Source organism: Rhodococcus sp. 852002-51564_SCH6189132-a (genome assembly GCF_001665495.1).
Taxonomy (GTDB): domain Bacteria; phylum Actinomycetota; class Actinomycetes; order Mycobacteriales; family Mycobacteriaceae; genus Rhodococcus; species Rhodococcus pyridinivorans.
The window spans coordinates 28211-53625 of the sequence record NZ_LZMJ01000086.1; the positions used below are offsets into that span (position 1 = coordinate 28211).

Sequence of the window (25415 nt, forward strand, 5' to 3'; positions counted from 1 at the left end):
TCCTCGGGTGAAGGGGACGGCTCGGTTCGGCAACGCTTCCGCTGCGCGCTGCGGGTCCGAAGCTACTACCCTTGATCGGGATACGTCGACGACTCACGGGAGCAGGTGCGGTGACCAACCAATCGGGTGTGCAACTCCTCGGACCGCAACAGCGCGCCGACGCCTGGCGTCGTCTCGCCACCGAACAGTTCGACGTCGTCGTCATCGGCGGTGGTGTCGTCGGGGCGGGAGCAGCGCTCGACGCCGCAACCCGGGGCCTGCGAGTCGCTCTCGTCGAGGCCCGCGACTTCGCGTCCGGCACGTCGAGCCGGTCGTCGAAGATGTTCCACGGCGGCCTGCGCTATCTCGAACAGCTCGAATTCGGTCTGGTGCGAGAAGCCTTGCGCGAGCGCGAACTCGCATTGACGACCCTGGCCCCGCACCTGGTCAGGCCGTTGAAGTTCCTCTTCCCGCTCACCCATCGGGGGTGGGAGCGGCCCTACGTCGCGGCGGGTATCTTCCTCTACGACCGTCTCGGCGGCGCGAAGTCCGTTCCGGCGCAGAAGCACCTGACCCGCTCGGGCGCCCTGCGGATGGTTCCCGGTCTCAAGCGCAATTCGCTCGTCGGCGGAATCCGCTACTACGACACGGTCGTCGACGACGCCCGGCACACCATGACCGTCGCGCGGACGGCCGCGCACTACGGTGCGGTGGTGCGTACGTCGACGCAGGTCGTCGGTTTCCTGCGCGAGGCCGACCGCGTGTCGGGTGTGCGGGTGCGCGACAGCGAGGACGGTTCGGTCACCGAGGTGCGGGCGCACGCGGTGATCAACGCAACCGGTGTGTGGACCGACGAGATCCAGTCGTTGTCGCGGCAGCGCGGCCGATTCCGGGTCCGCGCGTCGAAGGGCGTGCACATCGTCGTGCCCCGCGACCGGATCGTCAGCGATTCGGCGATCATCCTGCGTACCGAGAAGTCGGTGCTGTTCGTCATCCCGTGGGGCAACCACTGGATCATCGGCACCACCGACACCGACTGGAATCTCGACCTGGCGCACCCGGCAGCGACGAAGGCCGACATCGACTACATCCTCGACCACGTCAACCGCGTACTCGTCGTCCCGCTCACCCACGACGACATCGACGGTGTCTACGCTGGTCTGCGCCCGCTGCTGGCGGGGGAGAGCGACGAGACGTCCAAGCTCTCGCGTGAACACGCCGTCGCGCGGGTGGCGCCGGGGCTCGTGGCGATCGCCGGTGGCAAGTACACGACCTACCGCGTCATGGCCGAGGACGCCGTCGATCTCGCGGCCGAGGACATCCCGGCCCGGATCGCGTCGTCGATCACCGAGAAGGTGCCCCTCGTCGGGGCCGACGGGTACTTCGCGCTGGTCAACCAGACCATGCATCTCGCCGAGCAGTACGGTCTGCATCCCTACCGCGTCAAGCATCTGCTCGACCGCTACGGCTCCCTCGTCGAGGACGTGCTGAGCCTCGCGAAGGGCCGGCCCGAGTTGCTCGAACCGCTGACCGATGCCCCCCAGTACCTGCAGGTCGAGATGGTCTACGGCGCTGCGGCCGAAGGAGCCCTACATCTCGAGGACCTCCTGGCGCGCCGGACCCGGATCTCGATCGAATACCCGCACCGCGGGCTGCACTGTGCGGAGCAGACGGCCCGGCTGGTCGCTCCGGTCCTCGGCTGGGACGACGCGACGATCGACCGGGAGGTCGCGACCTACCGGGCGCGCGTCGAGGCGGAGATCGAGTCGCAGAACCGACCCGACGACGAATCCGCGGACGCGCTCCGGGCAGCGGCCCCGGAGGCCCGGCCGGAGATCCTCGAACCGGTGCCCATCACGTAGCCGCGGGCGGTTTGCGACGGGTGTCGGTGCGTGAGCACCGCCTTCTCGGCGGTCGGTGCGTGACACCGCCTTCTCGGCGGTCGGTGCGTGACACCGCCTTCTCGGCGGTCAGTGCGTGAGCACGACCTTCACGACGACCACGACCGTCGCGATCAGAGCCACCCCCACCGCGGCCGCCACGGTCCGGTGGGTCGGGCTGCGATTCTGTAACCGGCGCACGACGAATACGGTCGAGCCGATACGGATCAGCACGGCGACCTCGGCGAGGATGTGGGCCGTCCGGGGCTCGAGCCAGCCGACCCAGGCCGTGGCGAGCACGAGACAGGGCAATACCGCCGACGACAGGATGGGAACGGAGTCGCGGAGTTCCTCGATGCGTTCGCTGCGCGTGAGTTGAGCACCCGAACGAACGGACTGAGCGACCGACTCCGCGAAGACATGGGCGATGAACGTCGAGAGTGCGGTGCCGATCACGATCGCGATCCCGATGTACTCGGGCGAGGTCGTGATGGGGACGAGCGCGGCCAGCACCAGGATGTTGCCGTAGACGTAGGCGCTGATGCGGGAGGCCGCCGACTCCGGGGACAGAGGGCGGCGCCGTCCGGACGACAGGTACGAGGGCGTGGACACCTCGCTAGCGTGACACAGAACGCCCTCGTCGACGCCGCTACCGGAAGGGTGCGTCAGGGTGAAACAGAAGTGGGACGGTGGCGATCCGTCACCTTCGGGCTGTAGTGCATCCGCGGGTGGTAGCGGTATCGCCACGGAACGAGTTTCGTGCCGAGTCCGATGGCGCGACCGACGAGAGCGTGCAGTGCCGCCTCCGGTCGGCTCCATCGGTAGCCGAGCAGCTCGCGCACCGGCGGGTCGTACAACCCGACGGTGAGCCACAGGAAACCGGCCGTCACCAGCGGGCGGATCAACTTCCACACCGCTTCGGGGAACCACCGCAGGAAGTGCGGACGGTCGAGATTCGACAGGTCGAGCACGTCTCGGGTGGCCTTGTTGTCCTCGAGCACGGTGCGGCACCGCGGTCCCAGTACTCGAGGAAGTCCTCCCAGGATGCGGGGACCGAGTGCATCGGCATGCCGTACAGCCGGTACCACTGCACGTGCTCGTCGAACAGGCGGTGCTTCTGTTCGAGGGTGAGCGGGCCGTCGAACCACTCGATGGAGACGACGAGGCTGTAGAAGAAGGTCGCGTGCGCCCAGTAGAAGGTGTCGGGGTCGAGTGTGTGGTACCTGCGGCCCTTCTTGTCGATCCCCTTGATGGTGTTGTGGTAGCCGCGCACCTTCGCTGCGGTCTCCGGGGCGCGGGGACCGTCGAAGACGACGCCGTAGATCGGGTACAGCGATCGGTAGAGCCGTTCCCCCCGTTCGTCGAAGAACTTCGAGTGCTCCTCGACCCCGGCGCCGAGTCCGGGATGCATGTTCTGCATCGACCCAGCCCACGGCCCGAAGAGCATGCCGCGCCGGCCGCCGAAGTATCGCCAGGTCAACGAATCGGGGCCCAGGGGTTCCGGTGGTTCCGGCCGCGCAGGGCGCGGTGCCGCGTGGTGCGACGACTCGGCGGTGTCCGGCCCGACAACGACGGGAAGCGACAAGGTGGACACCACGCGCCGCAGCTGGGCGGGCGTCGACCTGCTCGGAGCGCCCGACGGCGCGGCAGCGAACGTCAGGGCCGTGTGCCGGGCCGCCGAACTCACCGAACGGTACTTCTACGAGAGCTTCACCGACCGCGACACCTTCGTCCGCGAGGTCTACGCCACGTCGCCGACCGCGCCCGCGACGCGCTGACCGAGGCGGTACTGTCCGCCCCCACCCTCGGCCGGGCCGAGGCCGCGGTGCGGGGTCGTCGAGCTCATGGTCGACGACCCCGCGAAGGGACGCGTGCTCCTCCTCGCCCCGCTGCGCGAACCCACAATCAGTCGGCGCGGTATCGAACTCGCCCCGGCCTTCGTCGCGCTGGTCCGCGACCAACTACCCCCGGGTGGCGACGAGGGACAGCGCCACATGGTGGCCGTGGGTGCCGTCGGCGCCCTCACCAGCCTGTTCATGAGGTACCTCGAAGGCGACCTCGCCGTGTCGCGAGACACCCTCGTCCGGCACTGCGTCGCGCTCGTCGAGGACGCCGGCAGGGCGGCGTGTCTGCAGGGCGATCAGGGCGGGGATCCTTCCGGGCGCGGCTGACATCGCGGGCACCGGTAGACCACCCGCTCGGGATCGGTCGCGGTGCCGATCTCGCCGAACCGGATCGGGGTATGGCAGCGTCTGCACGGCTTCCCGCGACGCCCGTAGACCCACAGATTGCGGCCCGGACGACGGTCGCCGGTGGTGATACGGGTCGTCCGGTCGCGGTTCGCGACCAGCAACCGATGCGTGAGGTCGACCCACGCAGCGGGATCCCCGGCCTGCGCGACCGGGGTCCACGGATCGACGCCCCGCAGGAAGCACAATTCGGAGCGGTACACGTTCCCGACGCCGGCCATGATGCGCTGATCGAGCAGGGCCACCCCGATCGGACGGTCCGGGTCGCGCACGAGATTCGCCGCCGCACGCTCGGGATCCCAATCGGGACCGAGCAGATCCGGCCCGAGATGGCCCACGGCGTCGTCCTCCCGGTCACGGGCGAGCACCTCGACGATGCCGAGTTCGAAACCCACCGCCTGCACGTCCTCGGTGCCGAGCACGATGCGCGCCTTGTATCCGGGCTTGCGCCACCGTGTTCCGCGCGGATAGACGTGCCATTCGCCTTCCATCTTCAGGTGCGAATGGATCGAGACGTCGGCGACGCGGACGAGTAGGTGCTTGCCCCGCGAGACCACTTCGTCGACCGTGCACCCGGTAAAATCGGCCGTGGCGAAACGCGGAACGCGGAAGTCCGTCTCTGTGAGCACCTTTCCCTCCAGTGCCGTTCGGAGGCGGTGCGCGGCGCGGAACACGGTGTCTCCCTCGGGCACGTCAGAACCTCAGCCGGTAGCCGCGCGGGGTCGCCGAGAATCCCGCTTCGGCAAGATATCCGGCGAACTCGTGCCCATGGATCGTCTCACCGTCGACCTTCTCGACGACGATCTTGTCGACACCACCGCGTTTGACGCTCGCAGCGAGCGACGCGCATGCGCTGCGCAACCGGCCCGGATCGTCGTCGAAGGTGAGCAGCGTGCGTCCGCCGCGTTCGACGAACAGCACGAGCGCCCCGTCGACGAGCACCACGAGTCCACCGGCCTTGCGGCCCGGCCGGTGCCGCGGCGCGTCGTCGTCGGCCGACGACTTCGGCCACGGCAGTGCCGCACCGTACGGGTTGGCCGGATCGCACGCCGCGAGGGTGACGGCCGCGGTCTCCGAGTGCCGGCCCTCGATCGAATCCGAGAACGACCGGAGACGGTCGACGACCGACGGTGTCGAGAACTGCGCTCCGCCCAGCGAATCGACGAAGTAACCGCGGCGGCACCGGCCCGTCTCCTCGAACCGGCTGAGCACCTTGTACATCGTCGCGAATCCGCCGGGCACACCCTCGCCGACGACGACACCGCGGGTGACCACGCCGTACCGCTCGAGCAGCAGTTCGGCGGTGGTGTGTGCGCGGACCGTCGCGTCGGTCTCGCGTTCGGGCAGCATCGACCAGCGCCCGCTCACGGTCGGTGGCCCGGTGCGGCTCGGCAGCGTGGGCCGGGCCCGGTACATCCGGGCGCGCGGCGCCCGGCGCGGGGTGCGGTGGGCGGGCTTGGCACGGGAGGTGTCGCCGATCAGGGCGCGCAGCGGGGCGAGGGTGTCGCCCGCGATATGCCCGCTCCACACCAGCTCCCACAGGGCGTCGGCGACCGTCGTGTCGCTCGCCGTGGTGTGGAGGACGGTGACGGCGTCGACGAGTTGCCGGAAGAAGTACGCGCCGCCGCCCGAGAGCGACTCGAGGATCGCCCGGTGCACCGGCCCCAGCTCGATGTCGTCGACCGGAGCGAGGCTCGCCGGGGCCAGATCGGCCGGATGCAGTGCCACCCAGCCGTCCTTCCCGGAGATGGACCCGGCACCCGACCACAGGACCTCACCGGTCGTGGTGAGTTCGTCGAGCATCGTCGGGGTGTAGTCGCGCACGCGGGGAGCGAGGATCAGCGGTTCGAGGGCGCTCGCGGGCACCGGTACCCCGGCGAGTTGTTCGACGACGGTGAGGACACCGTCGATGCCGTAGAGCGCACTCGTGCCCGGGCCGGTGCCGAGGTGGTGCCAGTCGGGCAGGAATCGTCCGAGGGTCGTGGTGCTGACGGGTTCGACGTCCTGCCGGGCGGCGGCGAGCGACCGGCGCCGCAGCCTTCGGAGCACCTCCGTGTCGCACCATTCCGATCCGCTCGCACCCGGGCGGAATTCGCCTGCCGTGACGCGCTTCTCGGACGCGAGCCGGCCGAGGACGGATTCGACGACCGCCGTGCCCAGTCCGAACCGGGCGGCGGCCTGCGCGGTGGTGAACGGGCCGTGGGTGCGGGCGTGCCGGGCGATCAGATCGCCGAGCGGGTCGGGGACCGGTTCGACGAACACCGTCGGGACCCCGATCGGCAGGGGCACGCCCAGCGCGTCGCGCAGGCGTGAGGCGTCCTCGACCGCCGCCCATCGGTGCTCACCGGCGTACGAGACACGCAACGCGCGGCGTTGCGCTTCGAGATCCTCGATCCAGGACGTCGGGTCGTCGGTGGTGCGCTCGCGCAGCTCGGCCTCGGTGAGCGGACCGAGCAGACGCAGCAGATCGGCGACGCCCTCGGCGTCGCGTGCGCGTCGCTGCGGGGTCAGGCGTTGCAGTTCGTGCTCGGCCTCGGTGATGACGTCGGCGTCGAGCAGTTCGCGCAGCTCGACCCGGCCGAGAAGTTCGGCGAGCAGCGTCGAGTCGAGCGACAGTGCCGCGGCCCGACGTTCGGCGAGCGGGCTGTCGCCCTCGTACAGGAACTCACCCACATAGGAGAACAGCAGCGACGTCGCGAACGGTGAGGCCGTGGGGGTCTCGACCTCTAACAGCCGGATCTTGCGCTGGGCGATGCTGCCGAGCAGGTCGCGCAGAGCAGGCAGGTCGTAGACGTCCTGCAGGCACTCGCGCACCGTCTCGAGCAGGATCGGGAAGTCGGGAAAGCGGCGAGCGACGTCGAGCAGTTGCGCCGATCGTTGGCGCTGCTGCCACAGCGGGGCGCGCTTGCCCGGGTTGCGGCGGGGCAGGAGCAGGGCCCGCGCCGCGCACTCCCGGAAGCGGGACGCGAACAACGCGGAGCCGCCGACCTGTTCGGTGACGATGTCGTCGATCTCCTCGGTGTCGAAGACGAAGATCTCCGAGCCGGGCGGGGCGTCGTCGGTGTCGGGCAGTCGGACGATGATGCCGTCGTCGGACGGGGTGGGGTGCGATTCGATGCCGTAGCGTTCGAGCAGTCGCGCGCCCACCGCGAGCGCCCACGGCGCGTGCACTCGCAACCCGAACGGCGAGTGCAGCACCAGCCGCCAGTCGCCGAGTTCGTCGCGGAACCGTTCGACGACGAGTGTTCGGTCGGTGGGCAGGTGACCGGTGGCGGTGCGCTGCTCGTCGAGCAGACGGATGAGATTTCCGGTGGCGTAGTCGTCGAGACCACCTTTGCGGCAGCGGGTCTCGGCGTCCTCCGGCGAGGCGTGGCCCATCTCGCGCAGGAATGCGCCGAGCGCGGCACCGAGTTCGGCGGGTCGACCCTGACTGTCGCCGTGCCAGAAGGGCAACCGGCCGGGCCGGCCGTAGGCGGGGGAGACCAGCACCCGGTCGAAGGTGATCTCCTCGATCCGCCAGCTGGTGGCACCGAGCGCGAAGACGTCACCCACTCGCGACTCGTAGACCATCTCCTCGTCGAGTTCGCCCACCCGCGTGTTCTTCTCGCCGACCATGTACACGGTGAACAGGCCGCGGTCGGGGATCGTGCCGCCGGAGGTGACGGCGAGCCGTTGGGCGCCGGGCCTGCCGATGAGGGTGCCGGCCGTGCGGTCCCATACCACCCGGGGACGGAGCTCGGCGAACTCGTCGGACGGATAGCGGCCGGCGAGCAGGTCGAGGACGGATTCGTAGACGCCGCGGGAGAGCGTCGCGAACGATCCGCTGCGCCGCACCGTGTCGAACCAGTCGTCGACGTCGACGGGTTCGAGGGCCGTGGCCGCGACCGTCTGCTGGGCGAGCACGTCCAGTGGATTCGCCGGGACCTGCAGCGCCTCGATGTGTCCCTCGACCATCCGCTCGACGGTCACCGCGCAGTGCACGAGATCGGTGCGGTGCTTGGGGAACAGCACGCCGCGTGAGGTCTCGCCCACTTGGTGCCCGGCGCGACCGACGCGCTGCAGACCGCTGGCCACCGAGGGCGGAGCCTCGACCTGGATCACGAGATCGACCGCACCCATGTCGATGCCGAGTTCGAGACTCGACGTCGCCACCACGCACCGCAACCGGCCCGACTTGAGATCGTCCTCGATCAGAGCGCGCTGGTCCTTGCTCACCGACCCGTGGTGGGCGCGGGCGAGCACGGGTGCAGCGCCGGCGGTGGTCTCGGTGGGCGATCCGAGCTGCGAAGGCGGTGCGCCCTCGCGGTCCACCTGCTCGCCGAGGCGTTCGGCCTGGATCTCGTTGAGCCGGGCGGTGAGACGTTCGGACAGTCGCCGGGAATTGGCGAACACGATCGTCGACCGGTGCTCGGTGATGAGATCGACGATCTGCTCCTCGACGTGCGGCCAGATCGACCCGGCCTGCGGTGTGGGTGAGAACGATTCCTCGTCGGGCTCGGAAACCCCGAGTTCGGTCATGTCCTCGACCGGTACGCGCACCGCGAGATCCCACGTCTTCGCCGAGGGCGGCGCGACGATCCGGATGGGGGCGGAACCGGCGAGGAACCGGCCGACCTCCTCGTGCGGTCGCACGGTGGCCGACAACCCGATGCGTTGGGCCGGCGCGCGCAGGAGCTGGTCGAGACGCTCGAGCGACAGCGCGAGATGCGCCCCGCGTTTCGTCCCCGCCACCGCGTGGACCTCGTCGACGATCACCGTCTCGACACCGACGAGGTTCTCCCGCGCGGACGAGGTGAGCATGAGGAAGAGCGACTCGGGCGTCGTGATGAGGATGTCCGGTGGCGTGCGCGCCATGGCGCGACGATCGGCCTGGGAGGTGTCGCCGGAACGCACACCGACGGTGATGTCGGGTGGCGTCAGACCGAGCCGTTTCGCGGTCTGGGTGATGCCGACGAGCGGAGACCGCAGGTTGCGCTCGACGTCGACGGCGAGGGCCTTGAGCGGCGAGACGTACAGCACGCGGGTGCGGTGCTCGCGCGCGGCGTGCTCGTCGGCCGGGGTGGACGAGAGCCGGTCGAGCGACCACAGGAACGCCGACAGGGTCTTGCCCGAGCCGGTGGGGGCGACGACGAGCGTGTGGGCTCCCGAGGAGATCGAATCCCACGCGCCGAGCTGGGCCGGGGTCGGGGACTCGAACGCCCCGGCGAACCACGCCCGGGTCGGCGCGGAGAAACGATCGAGGATGTCGGTCACCATCCCATCGTCTACCCGCCGACCGACACACTCAGTCGCCGCACGTGAACCCACTCAGTCGTCGTACGCGAACCGGGCGATCTGCCGGCAGTGATCGTCGGCCCAGGAGTTGCGGCCGCCGCGCATCAGTTCCGTCACGAGCGCCCGCGCCGGGGCCCGCCACGGCAGCGCCTCGAACTGCTCCCGCGCGGCGGGTTCGTCGCTCCACACCACGGACACCACGGAGCCCTCGTCGATGAAGGAGAGGCCGGGGGAGTCCGCCGCGAGCTGCTCGCGGGTCGAACCCGACGCCTTCTCCAGCTCGGCCCCCGACACACGGACGTAGCCGGCGAGGCTCCGCTGCCCGTCGGAGAGGTCGAGGAACATCCCTGCGACCGCCATGTTGCCGGCGTGCACCGACACCAGCGGCTTCCGCGGGTCGTCCGGCTCGCCGGCGGGAAGACACACGACGGACCAGTACTCGCATTCGCTCATGCGGGCGTTGGGCACGATCGACGACACGACGTCGCGGAGCCAGGCCGTGACGGAGCCGAACTCGGGATACTGTTCGAGCTCGCGGTACTTGGTCTCGCGCAGCGGCAGGGCGGTCGTTGACGGGGGCACACGGGTGTTCACGCGACGATTATGACCGCAGCCGATGTGGTGTGGGTCATCAGATCACCACGCCGGGATTCAGGATCGCGTTCGGGTCGAGCGCGGCTTTGATCCGCTCGGTCAACGCCATCACGTCCGGTCCCACCTGATCGGGTAGCCAGGCCTTCTTGAGCCGGCCGACACCGTGTTCACCGGTGATGGTGCCGCCGAGTTCGATCGCGAGATCCATGATCTTCCCGAAGACCGTCTGCGCCCGCGCCGTCATGTCCTCGTCGGCGGGGTCGTAGACGATCAGCGGGTGGGTGTTGCCGTCCCCGGCGTGGGCGATCACGGCGACGGTGACGTCGTGTCGGGTTGCGAGATCGGCGATTCTGCTCACCAGTTCCGGCAGTGCGGGGATCGGCACCCCGACGTCCTCGAGCAACAGGCTGCCGGTGCGCTCGACGGCCGGGATCGCCATGCGGCGGGCGACGGTGAACGCCTCACCCTCCTCGGGGTCGTCGGTCGCGAAGACGTCGTCGGCGCCGGCCTCGCGGCAGGCCCGCACCATGATCTCGATCTCCTCCGCGGCCGCGTTGCCGGGTGCGTCGGAGCGTGCGATGAGCATGGCCTCGGCGGTGCGGTCGAGTCCCATGCGCAGCATGTCCTCCACCGCCCCGATCGACGCCCTGTCCATGAATTCGAGCATCGCCGGTCGCAGGACCGCGGTGATCGCGACGACCGCGTCGGCGGCGGCCTGCACGGTGGCGAAGGTCGCGACCATCGTGGACGCCGGTGGCGGCGGTGGGACGAGGCGCAAGGTCACCTCGGTGATGACCCCGAGAGTGCCCTCGCTGCCGACGAACAGCTTCGTCAGCGACAGGCCCGCGACGTCCTTGACCCGCGGACCACCGAGCCGCACCGCGGTACCGTCGGCGAGGACCACCTCGAGTCCGAGCACGTAGTCGGTCGTCACCCCGTACTTCACGCAGCACAGCCCACCGGCATTGGTGGCCGCGTTGCCGCCGATCGTGCAGATCTCGAACGACGACGGATCCGGTGGATACCAGAGTCCGTGTTCGGCCGCGGCCTGCTTCACCTCGACGTTGAGCAGACCGGGCTGGACGACGGCGGTGCGGGTCGCGGTGTCGACGGTGATCGCCCGCATCTTCTCGGTGCTGAGCACGATCCCGTCGGCGAGCCCGCCGGACCCGCCGGACAGACTCGTGCCGGCACCGCGGGGCACTACCGGCACCCGGTGGGCGTTCGCCCACCGCAGTGTCGCCTGCACGTCCGCGGTGGATGTGGCCCGTACGAGCGCGAGGGGAACCGCGGCGTCCGGGTCCTGCGCCCGGTCCTGCCGGTAGCCGGCGAGGATGTCGGGATCGATGATCAGTGCGCCGGCGGGCAGCTGCCCGCGGAGTTCGTCGAGCAGGTTCCCTGGATACACGCCCCAGGTCTACCACAGGATGTGTCACAGGCCACAGATCCTCTGATTGGGTGAAGTGTCGTCGGGTACCCCTTCCGCAGGACACGGAAAGGAGAAGACGATGCCGAATCCGTCGATCAAGAACGAGAAGATGTACGAGGACCTGCGCGAGGACGGTGCCTCCAAGGAGAAGGCGGCCCGGATCTCCAACGCGGCTGCGAACGAGGGTAAGTCGCAGGTCGGGAAGAAGGGTGGCAAGTCCGGCTCCTACGACGACTGGACGGTCGACGACCTGAAGAAGCGTGCGAAGGAACTGGGCATGACCGGTTACTCCGACATGAAGAAGGACGAACTGATCGACGCACTGCGCAACCACTAGCCAGCCGCCCGGACCCCCGAGTTCGGGATCAGCCGAACTCGACACCCTGGGCGAGCGGCAGCTCCGTCGAGTAGTTGACGGTGTTCGTCGCCCGCCGCATGTACGCCTTCCACGCATCCGATCCGGATTCGCGCCCGCCGCCGGTGTGCTTCTCCCCGCCGAAGGCGCCGCCGATCTCGGCCCCCGAGGTGCCGATATTGACATTCGCGATGCCGCAGTCGGATCGGGCGAGGAACAATTCGGCCTCGCGCTGGTCGAGGGTGAAGATCGACGACGAGAGTCCTTGCGGGACACCGTTGTGCAATGCGATCGCCTCGTCGAGGTCGTCGTAGTCGAGGACGTACAGGATCGGGGCGAAGGTCTCCTCGCGCACCACCTCGCTCTGTGCGGGCATCCGGACCAGCGCGGGGGAGACGTACACACCGCCACCCGCGACGTCCACTCGCTCACCGCCGACGACGAGTGTGCCTCCGTCGGTCTGCGCGCGGTCGAGCGCCGCGGTCATCGCCTCGTAGGACCGTTCGGAGATGAGCGGACCCACGAGCACACCCTCGTCGAGCGGATTCCCCACTCGCAGATGCGAGTACGCCTTCGCGATCCGCTCGACGACTTCGTCGGCGATCGATCGGTGCACGATCAGCCGGCGCAGGCTGGTGCAGCGCTGGCCCGCCGTGCCGGCTGCGGCGAACACGACGCCCCGGACGGCGAGGTCCTGATCGGCGGACGGAGCGACGATCGCCGCGTTATTGCCGCCGAGTTCGAGCAGGCAGCGACCGAACCTCGCCGCGACCCGCGGCCCGACGATCCGCCCCATCCGGGTGGAGCCGGTCGCACTCACCAGGGCGATACGGGGATCGTCGACGAGCGCCTCACCCACCCTGTGGTCGCCGAGGAGCAGGTGATGGAGACCGCCGGGGGCGCCGACGTCGGCGGCGGCGCGGCGCAGCAGCGCGTCGCAGGCGAGGGCGGTGAGCGGGGTGGTCTCCGACGGTTTCCACACCACCGGGTCGCCGCACACCAGCGCGATCGCGGTGTTCCACGACCACACCGCCACGGGAAAGTTGAACGCGGAGATCACGCCCACCACGCCGAGCGGATGCCAGATCTCCATGAGCCGGTGCCCGGGCCGCTCGGACGGCATCGTCCGCCCGTAGAGCTGTCGCGACAGACCGACGGCGAACTCACAGACGTCGATCATCTCCTGCACCTCGCCCGCGGCCTCCGACGGGATCTTCCCCGCCTCCAGGGTGACGAGCTCGGCGAGATGCCGCTTGTGCTCGACGAGCAGTTCGCCGAGCCGTCGCACCACGCGGCCGCGCACCGGGGCGGGGACGTGGCGCCACTGTTCGAAGGCCTGTGCCGCCGCCGTGATCGTCGCGTCGACCTCGGCGGCCGAGTGGACCGGAAGGTGTCCGATCACGCTGCCGTCGACCGGGCTGGTCACCGCGAGCGCCGCGTCGTCGGGCAGGGCGTCGACACCGCACTGTCTCAGAGCGGTCGCCGCGCGATCGGCGAGATCGGTGGTCGCATTCATCGGTGAGCTCCTTTATTGCTCGGATACCCTGCGCTGGTGCCCGAATCCTCGAGAAACGACTCGTCGAAGGAGTCGCTGGACGACATCGATCGGATGCTGCTGCGCGAACTGGTCGCCGACGGTCGCGCGACGCTCGCGGCGCTCGCCGAGAAGGCAGGATTGTCCGTCTCGGCCGTGCAGTCGCGGGTGCGTCGACTCGAGGCGCGCAACGTGATCCGCGGATACAGCGCGCGCGTCGATCCCGAAGCGCTCGGGCTGATGTTGTCGGCGTTCGTGGCGATCACCCCTCTCGACCCGTCGCAACCCGACGACGCGCCGGCCCGCCTCCGGCACATCTCCGCGATCGAATCGTGTCATTCGGTGGCAGGCGACGAAAGCTACATCCTCCTCGTGCGTGTCGAGTCTCCTCGCGCTCTCGAGCGGTTGCTGCAGGAGATCCGGGCGACCGCCGATGTCGCCACCCGCAGCACCGTCGTTCTGCAAACATTTTACGAACGATAGGCCTCTGCGCCGTAAATGTTGCTGTGATACCGGGTTTGTCCCGTTGAGTCTCGCGTACGGTGGGGTCATGAGCACTGCATTCCGAAACCCGGACGGTGCCGAGAATCTCGCCCCCGACCGGGTACACAGCATCCTCGGCCGGCACATGCTCGCCGACGGTTTCGACCTCGTCCTCGATCTCGACCGCTCCCGCGGAGTCCGCCTCGTCGACGCCCGGGACGGAACGACCTATCTCGACATGTTCGGGTTCTTCGCGTCGTCCACGCTCGGGATGAACCATCCTGCGCTGACCGATCCGGAGACAGCGCACGAACTCGCCGCCGTCGCGGCGAACAAGCCCAGCAACTCCGACATCTACACCGTGCCCATGGCGCGCTTCGTCGAGACCTTCGTGCGCGTTCTCGGCGACCCGGCGCTCCCGCACCTGTTCTTCGTCGACGGTGGTGGGCTCGCCGTGGAGAACGCACTCAAGGTCGCGTTCGACTGGAAGAGCCGTCTCAACGAATCCCGCGGTCTGCCCGCCCACCTGGGCGGATCGGTGCTGCACCTGACCGAGGCCTTCCACGGCCGCACCGGGTACACCCTGTCGCTGACCAACACCGATCCGGTCAAGACCGATCGGTTCCCCAAGTTCGACTGGCCGCGGATCGACGCGCCCTATCTTGTCGAGGGCCGTGATGTCGCCGCGGCCGAGGAGAAGGCCCTCGAGCAGGCCCGACGAGCCTTCGCCGAACGCGCCCACGACATCGCATGCTTCATCGCCGAACCGATCCAGGGGGAAGGCGGCGACCACCACTTCCGTCCCGAGTTCTTCCGGGCGATCGCGCAGCTGTGCCGGGAGAACGACGCCCTGCTGATCTTCGACGAGGTGCAGACCGGCGCCGGCACGACCGGCACCGCATGGGCCTACCAGCAGCTCGGCGTCACCCCCGACATCGTCGCCTTCGGCAAGAAGACTCAGGTGTGCGGGATCATGGCCGGCGAACGTATCGACGAGGTGCCCGACAACGTGTTCGCCGTGAGTTCGCGGATCAACTCGACGTGGGGCGGCAATCTCACCGACATGGTGCGGGCCCGTCGCATCCTCGAGGTCGTCGAGCACGACCGGCTGATCGACCGCGCCCGGTTGAGCGGAGCGCACCTGCTGTCGGGGTTGCAGCAGATCGCCGCGCGACGACCGGTCGTCACCGAGCCGCGGGGACGCGGACTGATGTGCGCGGTCGATCTCCCGACTCCGGAGATCCGCGACGAGGTGCTGAGACGGCTGTACCGCGACGAGCACGTCCTCGTGATCGGGACGGGCACGCGTGGCATCCGCTTCCGGCCACCGCTCGTCGTCACCACCCACGAGCTCGACGAGACCGTCGCCGCACTCGACAGGGTGACCTCGCAGTACGAATGACGGGGCGGGTCCCCCTGTTCGCGGCCGGACGACGGTAGCTTGTCGGATATGGCCGATGCACTGGACGAGACCGTAACCGGCGGCGAATCCTTCGCGATTCCGTCGCTGGTCAACCTGAGGGACATCGGCGGTTGCCGGAGTTCGTTCGGCGGCGTGGTCCGCACCGGGGTGGTCTTCCGCTCCACGGACCTCAGCCGCCTGACCGACACCGACGTCGAGACCCTCGAGGCCCTGAGCATCGCGACGGTTTTCGACCTGCGCACGCTCGAGGAACAGCAGCGCCGTCCCGATCGTGTCCCCGACGGTGCCCGGCACCTCGGGCTCGACGTCCTCGCCGACCGGCAGAGCGGATCGATCGCGGCCGCGCTGCCGGAACTCGTATCCAACCCGGAGCTGGTGGCGCAGACACTCGGGGACGGTCGTGCTGTCGAGTACCTGCGGCAGAGCTACCGCGAGTTCGTCACGTTGCCGAGTGCCGTGGCGTCGTACCGGACCCTGGCGAGCACCGTCGCCCACGGAGACGTTCCAGGGCTCGTGCACTGCAGTGCCGGCAAGGACCGCACCGGCTGGGCGGCGGCCTCGCTGCTCCTGTTCGCCGGCGCCGACCAGGAAGCCGTCTTCGCCGACTACCTGCGCACGAACGACGAACTGCTCCCGCATTTCGACGACTTCTTCGCCCGGTTCGCATCGCTCGGCGGCGATCCGGAACTGATCACACCCCTGCTCGGTGTGCGTCGCGAGTACCTCGAGGTGGCGATCGAGGAGGCGCTGTCGCGCTACGGAACCATCGAGCAGTACTTCGCTGCCGGACTCGGTCTCGACGACGACACCCTGCAGTCCCTGCGGATCCGGCTCGTCGATTCGAACGTGACCGCCTGACCGTCACCTCGGCGCCGGCGTGCTCAGGGTCGGCACGGGGACCGGACCGTAGCGTCGCCATCGCGGTCCGGGTGCGTAGGAGCGCAGCTCGTCGACTCGGCGTGCGACAGCGTCGGGATCGGCGAGTTCGGCACGGGCGTCGGGGTCGCGGAGATAGTGGTCGAGCACGGCGTCGAGGAGTTCGGGAGCGATCTCGAACCGGCGCCGGTCGATGCGGGCAGTGTGCCCGGGGCGGCGCCGGGATGAGGGACGTAGGTCGCCGTCCTTGCGGTCGTCGATGATCCGCCACGGCAGTGGAACCCGCGAACTCGTGGTGGCGCCACGCGCCGGTAGGGCCGGCACGACGACATAGAGGGGATCGGCCAGTACTCCGGACGCCGTTGCCTCCCAGGGGATCCAGGTGTCCGTGGCGTGATCGCTGAAGCGGATTCCCTCGGCGGAGAGTGTGATGTAACCGGGGCGTAGTTTGTGTCGGACGATGAGGAAGCAGTAGCCGACCTGCCACGCGCAGGCGAGGACGGCCAGGACGACGTTGATGTCCAGCCGCTGTTCGTCGGGCTCGCCCGTCAGCCAGATGAGCCCGAGGAGCATGAGCGTGAACGCTCCGATCTGGACGAAAGCGATCCGGAACACCCAGGACGACTGCCGCAGAACCAGCGCCGGTGCCGTGGATCCGGTGTCCGCCGTGATGTGGTCCGCCTTCGTGCGAGGGCTGTACATGAGGAAGCCGAGCACCGGATACATGAGGATCGTGGCGCTCAGCGCCAGGATCACCGGCCAGCCCCTGGGCAGTTCGAGGGGAGCCCCCTGTGCTGCCTGCTCGATCAACACTGCCGGGACGAGCAGCAGGAAGACGAGACCGACGATTCCGGTCCCGAGAACGACGAAAGGGGCACGCGAGTCGCCGTAGGTGCGGAGACCGTGGTCGTCAGAAGATGGCATCGAATGCTCCTCGTCCCAGCCTGGCCAATCCTCCGATGGAGGCACCGGCGAGTTCTTTGGTTGCGCTTGCAGCACTTCCGACTTCGGCCAGGCCAGCGCTGAAGGATCCACCAATCGATTTCGTGCTCGACTCGTAGAGATTGTCGACCGCGCCGGAGGTGAAGATTCCGGTGACCGTCCCTGCTGCTGCGCCGACCACCGCTCCGAACGCCGTGCCGGCGCCCGGAACGATCGACCCGACCATCGCACCTGCCGCGGAACCGGCGGCTATCGATGCTCCGAGACCGAGGCTGTTGGATACCACGGCCTGTTCGAGGGACTCACCACCCGCGAAATAGTCGAGCCCGACACCGGCGACGAGACCTATGGTCCCCGCGGCCCGGCCGGCGGTCCGGGACATCGATGCCATGTCGTCGAGGCGTCCGGTGGTCGCCACCAGATCGTCGAGTGGTTCCCGCGCAGAACCGAACAGACGTCGTAACTCGTCGTAGGGTGTGTCCGGCGAAAGCGAGAGAAATCGCTCCATCTCACGGATCGCCTCGGTCTGGAGGTGCTGCTGCATGGTGAGGAGGTCCGCGATCCTGCCTTGCAGGTTCTTGTCGACGTAGTCGAGCGCGGTGCTCACGAGGAAGGACGCGGACCACGGGTGTCCGGTCCAGGTGTTCGTGGCGGTTGCGACTGCGACGGACCAGCGAGCGTGCACCGCCTCGGCGGCGTCACTCGCTTCTTGATTGCCGAGGTCCTCCGGAAAGCGGCTTCGTCGTCACCCGGGGGAGGATTACCGATCGTGTTGCATACGACCGGCAATCCCGCGGCCAAGGCACGAGCGCGGATGTCGGCCATGTCGGACAGGGCGCGCGACAGTTCGTCCGACAGGTCCGCGAAGACATCGGCGGTCTTCGATGTCCGCGCGTGGAAATCGTCGATGGCGTGGACGTGTTCGCTCGACCTGCCGAGATAGGTCTCGGAAGCGTCGCCCTCCCAAGCGTCGTCGGCGATGCGGCGCGCCCGGGCTGCGGCGTCGGCGACGTTCCCGATCGTGGTGCCCAGCGTCGTGCGGATCCAGTCCTCGACCCGTCGGATATCGGTGGGGTTGCCGGCGATGAAGGTGTCGATCGGCACGGTCACTCCGACCAGGTCCGGACGAGCGCGGCGGCGGCCTCGTCGTCGGCTTCCCGGTACGTCTGCGCTGTGGTCGTCAGCAGGCCACCCGTTCCGCCGAGCACCTCGACCATGCCGGCGAGGTCGGTGACGATCTGCGCAAGCATGCCGGTGAGCGGACCGGTCGCGAGACCCGCGTCCACACTCGTGGGGCAGGTGTCGACGAGATCCGCGGTGTCGGTGGCCGCACCCGTGTAGATGCCTGCGGCCCGATCGAGTTCGTCGGGATCGACGTACAGGCCCATCTCGCGTCTCCGGAGGCCGGGTGCCGACGTTCCGCTTCGGGTATCGGGACGTCGAGCAGCAGCGAATCCCACGGCTGTGCCTCCCGCAGTCGCGGGAGCATGTGCGTGGGCAGCACCAGCCACGGTTGCCCGGCGCCGCAACAGGAGTGGAGACGGTCGAGAGCCGTGTAGGCGAGCAGCGCGATGCGGCCGTCGCTGAGATACCGATAGTCGACGGTGGCATCGGCCGGATCCGGGACCGCGTCCGCGCACGGTAGATAGAGATACGGCGGGAGCACCGTCGGTAGTGCGTCCGCGACCTGTTCCTGCGACATTCGTTCCCCCGTGAACAGCCTGTCCGATCCCCCGTCGGACTGTCGGCGCAGAGGAGGCTACCAGCATCAGGGTTTGTGACGAATCACGGGTTGATGCTTACGGTTTCGACCGCGTGCGAGAACGTGAGCCGACGACCGCCGCGACGGCGAGACCGATCGCGACACCGGCAAGGTCGGCGCACCAGTCCCAGAACGACCCGGAGCGCCGGACCGCGACGGTGGCCTGGAGGATCTCCGTCAGTACGCCGTAGAGACCCAGCCACACCACGGTGACGACGGGGGAGATCCGTGCGTAGCGGGAACACAGCGCGAGGGCCACGAACATCAACGCGTGCGTGACCTTGTCGGCATGGGGAGGACCGCTCGGCACGGTACCGCCGGGAGAGAGCAGCATCGCGGTGATGACGACGCCCGCGAGGATCAGGGGCAGAGCGCGGTGCCGGAGGAGCGTGGACGGCACGGTTCAGGCGTTCTTCTTCTCACCGCGGTGGGTGTCGGCGTCGTCGGTGCTGTGCCCGTCCCGATCGCGACCGGCGAACAGGACGATGCCCACGGCGGGGATCAGCAGGAAGAACAACCACGTGTCGAAGGTGAAGAACAGCACGAGCGCGACCAGCGGCGTCAGGCCCATCACGACCTCGCGCCACCGCTCGGGATCCCTCTTCGGGATGATCACCGGAAGATCGTCCCGGGTCGTGGCCGAGCTATCGGTGAGGTGGGCGGGCAGGTCGGTGAACAGCACGTCGAGATCACCGCGCGTCCCGGCCGCCGACGCCATCGCGCTGCGTTCGTCGAACTCCGACAGCGTCAGCCGGCCGAGCGCGAAGTGCTCGCCGAGCAGGTCGAGAGCCTCACTGCGTTCTGCGTTGCCGATCCGGACGTCGGGGTGTTCGGGCATGCCGGCCACACTAACCTGTGCCGTCGGACCGGCAACAGCCACGGGCACCTCTCGAAGAGCTGTGATATCCGCTACAGGATCTCTGCAACAGCAGAAGGACGCGGCCGGGTACCGCGAGGTCAGGACGGCCCGCGGCCCTCGCCGAGGAGCCGGTAGGCCCGGTGACCCGCGACGAACAGCACACCGAAGGCGATGAGCAGCGCGATCGGGTGCCGGAAGACGACGATCACGAGCAGCGCGACCAGGATGAACGGAACCAACGTGAGCAGCTGTTCCGCCAGATCGCGTGGCCCGGTGGTGGCCATCGCGGCCGGCGCCGAGGGCAGGTCGGCGAACAAGGGGATCAGGTCGCCACGCACCGTGGCCTGCGTGGCGAGTGCGACCCGCTCGTCGAATTCCGCCAGGCTGAGACGGCCCGCGGCGAAGTGCTCGCCGAGCAGCGCTACGGCTTCTTCACGCTCGGCGGTGCCGATGCGGATGTCGGGGCGGTCGGCCATGACTCCAGGCTAGTGGTTTTTCGCGCGCATGAGCCGGTCACGGGGGCCCGATACGGCGAGGTCCCCCGCATCGTGAGCGATGCGGGGGACCGTCGGCCGTACTGCTCGAGCGTTGCTCGGGCGGGGTCCTATTTGATCTCGGTGAGCACGGTGCCCTGGGTGACCGCGGCACCCGGCTCGACCGCGAGGCCGGTGACGACGCCCGCCTTGTGGGCGTTGACCGGGTTCTCCATCTTCATGGCCTCGAGCACGGCGATGAGCTCGCCCTCGGCGACCTCCTGGCCCTCGGCGACCGCGACCTTGACGACGGTGCCCTGCATGGGTGCGGTCACCGCGTCGCCCGACGCCTTGCCGGCGCCGCCGCCACCGCGCTTGCGGGGCTTGGGCTTCTTGCGGATCACGCCGGCGCCGCCGCCGTTACCGCCGAGCGAGAACTGCCCGGGCAGCGACACCTCGACGCGGCGTCCGCCGACCTCGACGACGACGTTCTGCCGCGGCAGGGCCTCGTCCTCGTCCTCGATCGGGGCACCACCGGTGTACGGCTCGATGGTGTTGTCCCACTCGTTCTCGATCCACTTGGTGTAGACGTCGAACTTCTCGCCGTCGCCCACGAACGCCGGGTTCTCGACGATGTGGCGGTGGAACGGGATGACCGTGGCCAGGCCCTCGACCTCGAACTCGGCCAGCGCGCGGGCAGCACGCTGCAGCGCCTGCTCGCGGGTCTCACCGGTGACGATCAGCTTGGCGAGCATCGAGTCGAACTGGCCGCCGATGACGTCGCCGGCGACGACACCCGAGTCGACACGCACGCCGGGGCCCGTGGGCTCCTTGTAGACGGTGATCGGGCCGGGAGCGGGGAGGAAGCCGCGACCGGCGTCCTCACCGTTGATGCGGAACTCGAAGGAGTGGCCGCGCGGGGTCGGGTCCTCGGTGAGCTCGAGCTTCTCGCCGTTGGCGATGCGGAACTGCTGACGCACGAGGTCGATGCCGGCGGTCTCCTCGGTGACCGGGTGCTCGACCTGCAGGCGGGTGTTGACCTCGAGGAAGGAGACGGTGTCGCCCTGCACGAGGTACTCGACCGTGCCGGCGCCGTAGTAACCGGCCTCGCGGCAGATGGCCTTGGCGGAGTCGTGGATGCGCTTGCGCTGCTCGTCGGTCAGGAACGGCGCGGGGGCCTCCTCGACGAGCTTCTGGAAGCGGCGCTGCAGCGAGCAGTCGCGAGTGCCGGCGACGATGACGTTGCCGTGCTGGTCGGCGATGACCTGGGCCTCGACGTGGCGGGCCTTGTCGAGGTACTGCTCGACGAAGCACTCGCCGCGACCGAAGGCGGCGACGGCCTCACGGGTGGCCGACTCGAACAGTTCGGGGATCTCCTCGATGGTCTGCGCGACCTTCATGCCGCGTCCACCACCGCCGAAGGCGGCTTTGATCGCGACCGGCACGCCGTACTTCTCGGCGAACTCGACGACCTCGTCGGCGTTCTTGACCGGGTCCTTGGTGCCGGCCGCCATCGGAGCCTTGGCGCGCTCGGCGATGTGGCGGGCGGTGACCTTGTCGCCGAGGTCGCGGATGGACTGCGGCGAGGGGCCGATCCAGATGAGGCCGGCGTCGATCACGGCCTGGGCGAAGTCGGCGTTCTCGGAGAGGAAGCCGTAGCCGGGGTGGATGGCGTCGGCGCCGGACTTGGCCGCGGCGTCGAGGATCTTGTCGAACACCAGGTAGGACTCGGCCGAGGTGTTGCCGCCCAGTGCGAACGCCTCGTCGGCGAGCTTCACGAACTGTGCGTCTGCGTCCGGTTCGGCGTAGACGGCGACACTGCCGTAGCCTGCGTCCTTGGCGGCTCGGATGACCCGCACAGCGATTTCGCCGCGATTCGCGACGAGCACCTTCGTGATCTGCGCGCTGGCATGACTGGGCACGGAGCCTCCTGTTGATCGATCGTTAGGTTATTTCCGTCGACGGGCAGTCTAAGCGCCATTCGGATCGACGATGTAACCGGATGCCCGTATACATTACGGCGGCCGTTCGAGCGCACAATGCTACTCACCGGTAGGTGGGACTGCCGCCGTTTCCGGCCGTGCGATCCACGGTCCACCCACCGCGACCTCGTGCATCAGTTCGCGGGTGCGCGTCAGAAGGCTCGGGACGTTCTTGTCCGCGACCGTATTGTCTGGAAATCGCGCCGACATGTTCACACCCTCGGGCGTGCGGTTGATCCAGACGTAGACGTCGTGGGTGAAGCTGCGGCTGCGCAGCGCCTGAGCGTTCCATTCGGGCCACTGGGCGGCCATCGGTACGAACCGCACGTCCATGTACGAGACGACGAAACGTGGACGGATGGGCACGCCGAGGAGTTCGCCCACCCGCGCGAACGGCACTCGTGCGCTCGCGCGGGTGCGGTGCAGTTCGTCGCCGGCCCGCATCGCCAGGGTATCGAAATCCGTTGTGTCCGTGAGTTTCAGATCGATCGGACGCAGGCCGACGAACCATCCGAGCGAACCCGCCCAGATCGGCCCGGCGCGGGTGTGCGCGGGCGCGACGGTCCGGAACCGATCCGCACCGGTGAGTTCGGCCGTCGCCCGGCCGAAGCACGCCAGCACGCCGGCGAAGAATCCCGTCCCGGCGCGTCGGCAGCATGCGGAGAAGGCGCTCGCCTCGTCGTCGTCGAACCAGCGTTCCGACAGTCGTTGCTGGGGTGTGGCGTGCGCGGGTCGAGCCCCGATCGGGAGGGGGAAGGCGGGCGGTTCGCCGCCGCATTCGGTGAGGGTCCGCCGCCAGATCTGCACGGCCTCGTCGTCGTCGTCGAGATGCGCGGACTCGTCGCGTTCGGCGGCGCCGAAGTCGATGTAGCTGCCCACCGGGAACAGGTCGGCGGCGCGACCGGTGCGCTCCTCCTCGTAGAGCGCCGAGATCTCGTGCGCCACGAGCACCACCGAGTACCCGTCGATGATGGAGTGGTCGGCGCCGAAGAAGACTGTGAACCGCTCGTCGGTGTCCTTCGCGCTTTCTGCGCTGTCGGGATCCCCGTCCGGTGTCCGCTCGAGCGTCGCGAAGACGTAGGACGGCCACAAGTGCGGGGTCGTGTAGTCGTCGAACAGACCGAGCAGGTGCTCGTGGATGGTGTCGGGATCGGCGGGATCGTGCCGGATGGGTCGCACCGACACCCGGCCGGGGGGAGCGGTGCGCCGCACCAGACCGCCGCCGCTCTGCTCCTCGTCGAGGTGCGCGTGGCTGCGCAGCGGTTCGTGCCGATCGATCCAGCGCTGCAGGGCCCGCCGGAACCGCTCGGTGTCGAGGGGCCCGGGGACCTCGAAGGCCGTGCCGAGCCAGGAGTCGCGGCCCCCGCCGTACCGGACCCCCGAGGTGCGCCTGAGATGCGCCTCGTGGATGTACGAGGCGGGACGAGGGTCCTCGCGCCAGTCGTCCTCGGCCGCACACGGCAGCCATTCGGTGAGAACGCCCGGGGGGATCCGGTAGTCGGCGAGCTCGGTGAACTCCATGACCGCGTCAGGTTCGGAGATGCCGCTTGATGCGCGTGAGCATCGCGCTCATCCCTCGCAGCCGCAGCGGGCTGACCGCCTCGGCGAGACCGAGCGAGGCATAGAAGTCGTCGGGCACGTCGAGGATCTCCTGTGCGCTGAGACCGTCGAGTCCCTGCTGCAGGATCGATGCGAATCCGCGGGTGGTCGGGGCTTCGGCGGGTGCGCTGAAGTGGAGCTTCACCTGCGACCGGTCGGATGCGTCGACGGACAGGAACAGCGGCGACTGGCACTCGGGCACCGGCTCCATCGCCGCTTCCTCGAGTTCGGCGGGAAGCGGCGGGAGCTCGCGGCTGAATTCGAGAAGCAACTGCAGCTTGTCCTGACCTTCGACGGCAGCGAAGTCGTCGACGATCTCGGCGAGGGGGGCGGGAATGCTCATGCGGCCGGCGCTTCTCCGGGCTCGTCGCCCTTGGCGATGGGCACGCGGACGGCGTTGCCCCACTCGGTCCACGAACCGTCGTAGTTGCGCACGTTCGAGTATCCGAGCAGGTAGGTGAGGACGAACCAGGTGTGGCTCGAGCGCTCGCCGATCCGGCAGTAGGCGATCACGTCGGCGTCCTGGTCGATGTCGCCGTAGATCTCCTCGAGTTCGGGCCGCGCACGGAACCGGCCGTCGGGCGCCGCTGCCTTCGCCCACGGGATCGACACCGCGGTGGGGATGTGGCCACCGCGCAGGGCGCCTTCCTCCGGGTAGTCGGGCATGTGGGTGCGCTCGCCGGTGTACTCCTGCGGCGACCGCACGTCGACCAGCGGGCCCTTGCCCAGGTGCGCGAGGACATCGTCCTTGAATGCGCGGATCCGGGCGTCGTTGCGCTCGACGACCGGGTAACCGCTCGTCGTGGCGGCGGGGATGTCGAGGGTGGTGTCGCGGTTCTCGGAGATCCACGCGTCGCGCCCACCGTCGAGCAGGCGGACGTCCTCGTGGCCGAAGAGGGTGAAGACCCACAGTGCGTAGGCGGCCCACCAGTTGGACTTGTCGCCGTAGATGATCACGGTGTCGGTGCGGCGGATGCCCTTGCGATCCATGAGCGCGGCGAACTGCTCGCCGTCGATGTAGTCGCGGGTGACGGGGTCGTTGAGATCGAGATGCCAGTCGATCTTCACCGCACCGGGGATGTGCCCCACGTCGTAGAGCAGGACGTCCTCGTCGGACTCTACGACCTTCACTTCGGGATGACCGAGATGAGCGGACAACCACTCCGTCGACACGAGACGGTTGGGATCGGCGTATACCGCGAACGAAGGGTTGCTATCGGGTGCGACGGGCACATGGGCTCCTGAGGCTGTGGTGGCAGGTGCGCCGTCGATTCTAGGCGGTACCGTGACGGGACGTGACCCGCAGTGACACCCACGGCGACCGGCCGGCCCCGGTCGAGCTCGCATCGCGGGAGCACATCGACCTGCTGGTCCGGCGGTTCTACGAACGGGCCCTCGACGATCCCGTGCTCGCGCCGGCCTTCGACGTCCTCGCCGTGATCGGACTCGACGACCATCTGGTGGTGGTCGGCGACTTCTGGGAGCAGATCCTCTTCCGCACCACCCGCTATCGCGGAGCGTTCGTGCCGGTGCACCGGGCGCTGCACGGACACCACGGACTGACCCCCGCCCGGTTCGAGCGGTGGTTGCAGTTGTGGTGCGGGACCGTGGACGAGATGTTCCACGGCGTGGATGCCGAACGTGCGAAGACCAAGGCCGAGGCGATGGTGGGCTCGTTGCAGAAGACCTTGTACGGCGGCACGGCCCGATAGTGCCGGGTAC

General features: G+C 68.9%; 23 protein-coding genes and 3 pseudogenes. 7 read left to right on the forward strand and 19 right to left on the reverse strand.

Translation table 11 applies throughout. From position 1 onward, the window contains the following. Positions 1–110: 110 nt before the first annotated feature. Positions 111–1841: a glycerol-3-phosphate dehydrogenase gene (gene glpD, locus A5767_RS21575; RefSeq protein ID WP_064853116.1), complete on the forward strand. Its 1731-nt coding sequence runs from the start codon at positions 111–113 to the stop codon at positions 1839–1841. Positions 1842–1949: 108 nt separating this feature from the next. Here the strand turns inward: glpD and A5767_RS21580 are convergent, their stop codons facing one another. Together A5767_RS21580 and A5767_RS21585 are read right to left on the reverse strand one after the other, a co-directional pair. Beyond that, entirely contained in the window at positions 1950–2471 is a 522-nt protein-coding gene (locus A5767_RS21580) for a hypothetical protein (protein WP_006550155.1), read from the reverse strand. Positions 2472–2581: 110 nt separating this feature from the next. Next, positions 2582–3306, reverse strand: a pseudogene (locus tag A5767_RS21585) (oxygenase MpaB family protein); the annotation flags it as partial. Between the two features lie 139 nt (positions 3307–3445). Between A5767_RS21585 and A5767_RS21590 the strand changes: the two are divergent. Next, positions 3446–4030, forward strand: a pseudogene (locus tag A5767_RS21590) (TetR/AcrR family transcriptional regulator). On the opposite strand, the gene A5767_RS21595 reads toward A5767_RS21590, so the two are convergent. From A5767_RS21595 to A5767_RS21610, 4 genes are read right to left on the reverse strand one after another with little or no spacing between them, the layout of a single operon-like run. Next, a complete protein-coding gene (locus A5767_RS21595) occupies positions 4000–4800 on the reverse strand; it encodes a DNA-formamidopyrimidine glycosylase family protein (protein WP_019288533.1) in 801 nt (266 codons plus the stop codon). The pseudogene A5767_RS21590 and the gene A5767_RS21595 overlap by 31 nt on opposite strands. A gap of 1 nt (position 4801) precedes the next feature. Next, positions 4802–9364 (reverse strand): ATP-dependent helicase, encoded by a 4563-nt coding sequence (locus A5767_RS21600; RefSeq protein WP_064853117.1) that lies wholly within the window; start codon positions 9362–9364, stop codon positions 4802–4804. Positions 9365–9415: 51 nt separating this feature from the next. After that, the gene (locus tag A5767_RS21605) at positions 9416–9976 is read right to left on the reverse strand and encodes a hypothetical protein (protein WP_006550159.1); all 561 of its coding nucleotides are present in this window, start codon (positions 9974–9976) and stop codon (positions 9416–9418) included. Between the two features lie 37 nt (positions 9977–10013). Next, a complete protein-coding gene (locus A5767_RS21610) occupies positions 10014–11384 on the reverse strand; it encodes an FAD-binding oxidoreductase (protein ID WP_006550161.1) in 1371 nt (456 codons plus the stop codon). Positions 11385–11484: 100 nt separating this feature from the next. On the opposite strand from A5767_RS21610, the gene A5767_RS21615 reads away from it, so the two are divergent. Further along, a complete protein-coding gene (locus tag A5767_RS21615; protein ID WP_006550162.1) occupies positions 11485–11742 on the forward strand; it encodes a DUF7218 family protein in 258 nt (85 codons plus the stop codon). Positions 11743–11770: 28 nt separating this feature from the next. Here A5767_RS21615 and amaB read toward each other — a convergent pair whose 3' ends face one another. After that, the gene (amaB, locus tag A5767_RS21620; RefSeq protein ID WP_064853118.1) at positions 11771–13276 is read right to left on the reverse strand and encodes an L-piperidine-6-carboxylate dehydrogenase; all 1506 of its coding nucleotides are present in this window, start codon (positions 13274–13276) and stop codon (positions 11771–11773) included. Between the two features lie 36 nt (positions 13277–13312). Between amaB and A5767_RS21625 the strand changes: the two genes are divergently transcribed. The 3 genes from A5767_RS21625 to A5767_RS21635 all read left to right on the forward strand — a co-directional run bounded on the left by A5767_RS21625 (position 13313) and on the right by A5767_RS21635 (position 16058). Then, complete coding sequence (locus tag A5767_RS21625; protein WP_033097078.1) at positions 13313–13777, forward strand: Lrp/AsnC family transcriptional regulator; 465 nt, start codon at positions 13313–13315, stop codon at positions 13775–13777. Between the two features lie 67 nt (positions 13778–13844). After that, positions 13845–15179, forward strand: coding sequence for an L-lysine 6-transaminase (lat, locus tag A5767_RS21630; RefSeq protein WP_064853119.1), 1335 nt, complete (start codon positions 13845–13847; stop codon positions 15177–15179). 48 nt (positions 15180–15227) lie between these two features. Continuing rightward, entirely contained in the window at positions 15228–16058 is an 831-nt protein-coding gene (locus A5767_RS21635; RefSeq protein WP_006550166.1) for a tyrosine-protein phosphatase, read from the forward strand. A 3-nt stretch (positions 16059–16061) separates the two neighbouring features. Here A5767_RS21635 and A5767_RS21640 read toward each other — a convergent pair whose 3' ends face one another. The 12 genes and pseudogenes from A5767_RS21640 to A5767_RS21690 form a co-directional block, all read right to left on the reverse strand. Beyond that, a complete protein-coding gene (locus A5767_RS21640) occupies positions 16062–17000 on the reverse strand; it encodes a hypothetical protein (RefSeq protein WP_006550167.1) in 939 nt (312 codons plus the stop codon). After that, positions 16987–17625, reverse strand: a complete 639-nt coding sequence (locus A5767_RS23865; RefSeq protein WP_231913253.1) for a hypothetical protein — start codon at positions 17623–17625, stop codon at positions 16987–16989. The genes A5767_RS21640 and A5767_RS23865 overlap by 14 nt, the downstream gene beginning before the upstream one ends. Further along, positions 17622–18122, reverse strand: a complete 501-nt coding sequence (locus tag A5767_RS23870) for a hypothetical protein (protein ID WP_231913254.1) — start codon at positions 18120–18122, stop codon at positions 17622–17624. The genes A5767_RS23865 and A5767_RS23870 overlap by 4 nt, the downstream gene beginning before the upstream one ends. 2 nt (positions 18123–18124) lie before the next feature. Continuing rightward, positions 18125–18406, reverse strand: coding sequence for a hypothetical protein (locus tag A5767_RS21650; protein ID WP_064853120.1), 282 nt, complete (start codon positions 18404–18406; stop codon positions 18125–18127). A gap of 53 nt (positions 18407–18459) precedes the next feature. Next, positions 18460–18720 (reverse strand): annotated as a pseudogene (locus A5767_RS24065) (SAV_915 family protein); the annotation flags it as partial. A 97-nt stretch (positions 18721–18817) separates the two neighbouring features. After that, a complete protein-coding gene (locus A5767_RS21660) occupies positions 18818–19180 on the reverse strand; it encodes a VanZ family protein (RefSeq protein ID WP_064853122.1) in 363 nt (120 codons plus the stop codon). A gap of 3 nt (positions 19181–19183) precedes the next feature. Further along, positions 19184–19618 (reverse strand): DUF1707 SHOCT-like domain-containing protein, encoded by a 435-nt coding sequence (locus A5767_RS21665; RefSeq protein WP_039584911.1) that lies wholly within the window; start codon positions 19616–19618, stop codon positions 19184–19186. Between the two features lie 119 nt (positions 19619–19737). Continuing rightward, on the reverse strand, positions 19738–20115 hold the full coding sequence (locus A5767_RS21670; protein WP_064853123.1) for a DUF1707 SHOCT-like domain-containing protein: 378 nt from the start codon (positions 20113–20115) through the stop codon (positions 19738–19740). A gap of 128 nt (positions 20116–20243) precedes the next feature. Then, positions 20244–22034 carry an acetyl/propionyl/methylcrotonyl-CoA carboxylase subunit alpha gene (locus tag A5767_RS21675; RefSeq protein WP_006550175.1) on the reverse strand — a complete coding sequence of 597 codons (1791 nt, stop codon included), beginning with the start codon at positions 22032–22034 and terminating at the stop codon, positions 20244–20246. A 120-nt stretch (positions 22035–22154) separates the two neighbouring features. After that, complete coding sequence (locus tag A5767_RS21680) at positions 22155–23615, reverse strand: condensation domain-containing protein (protein WP_064853124.1); 1461 nt, start codon at positions 23613–23615, stop codon at positions 22155–22157. 7 nt (positions 23616–23622) lie between these two features. Then, entirely contained in the window at positions 23623–24036 is a 414-nt protein-coding gene (locus A5767_RS21685; RefSeq protein WP_006550177.1) for a SufE family protein, read from the reverse strand. Then, positions 24033–24926, reverse strand: coding sequence for a sulfurtransferase (locus A5767_RS21690; RefSeq protein ID WP_024101525.1), 894 nt, complete (start codon positions 24924–24926; stop codon positions 24033–24035). The genes A5767_RS21685 and A5767_RS21690 overlap by 4 nt, the downstream gene beginning before the upstream one ends. 62 nt (positions 24927–24988) lie before the next feature. Between A5767_RS21690 and A5767_RS21695 the strand changes: the two genes are divergently transcribed. Continuing rightward, positions 24989–25405: a group III truncated hemoglobin gene (locus A5767_RS21695; protein WP_019288521.1), complete on the forward strand. Its 417-nt coding sequence runs from the start codon at positions 24989–24991 to the stop codon at positions 25403–25405. Positions 25406–25415: the final 10 nt, after the last annotated feature.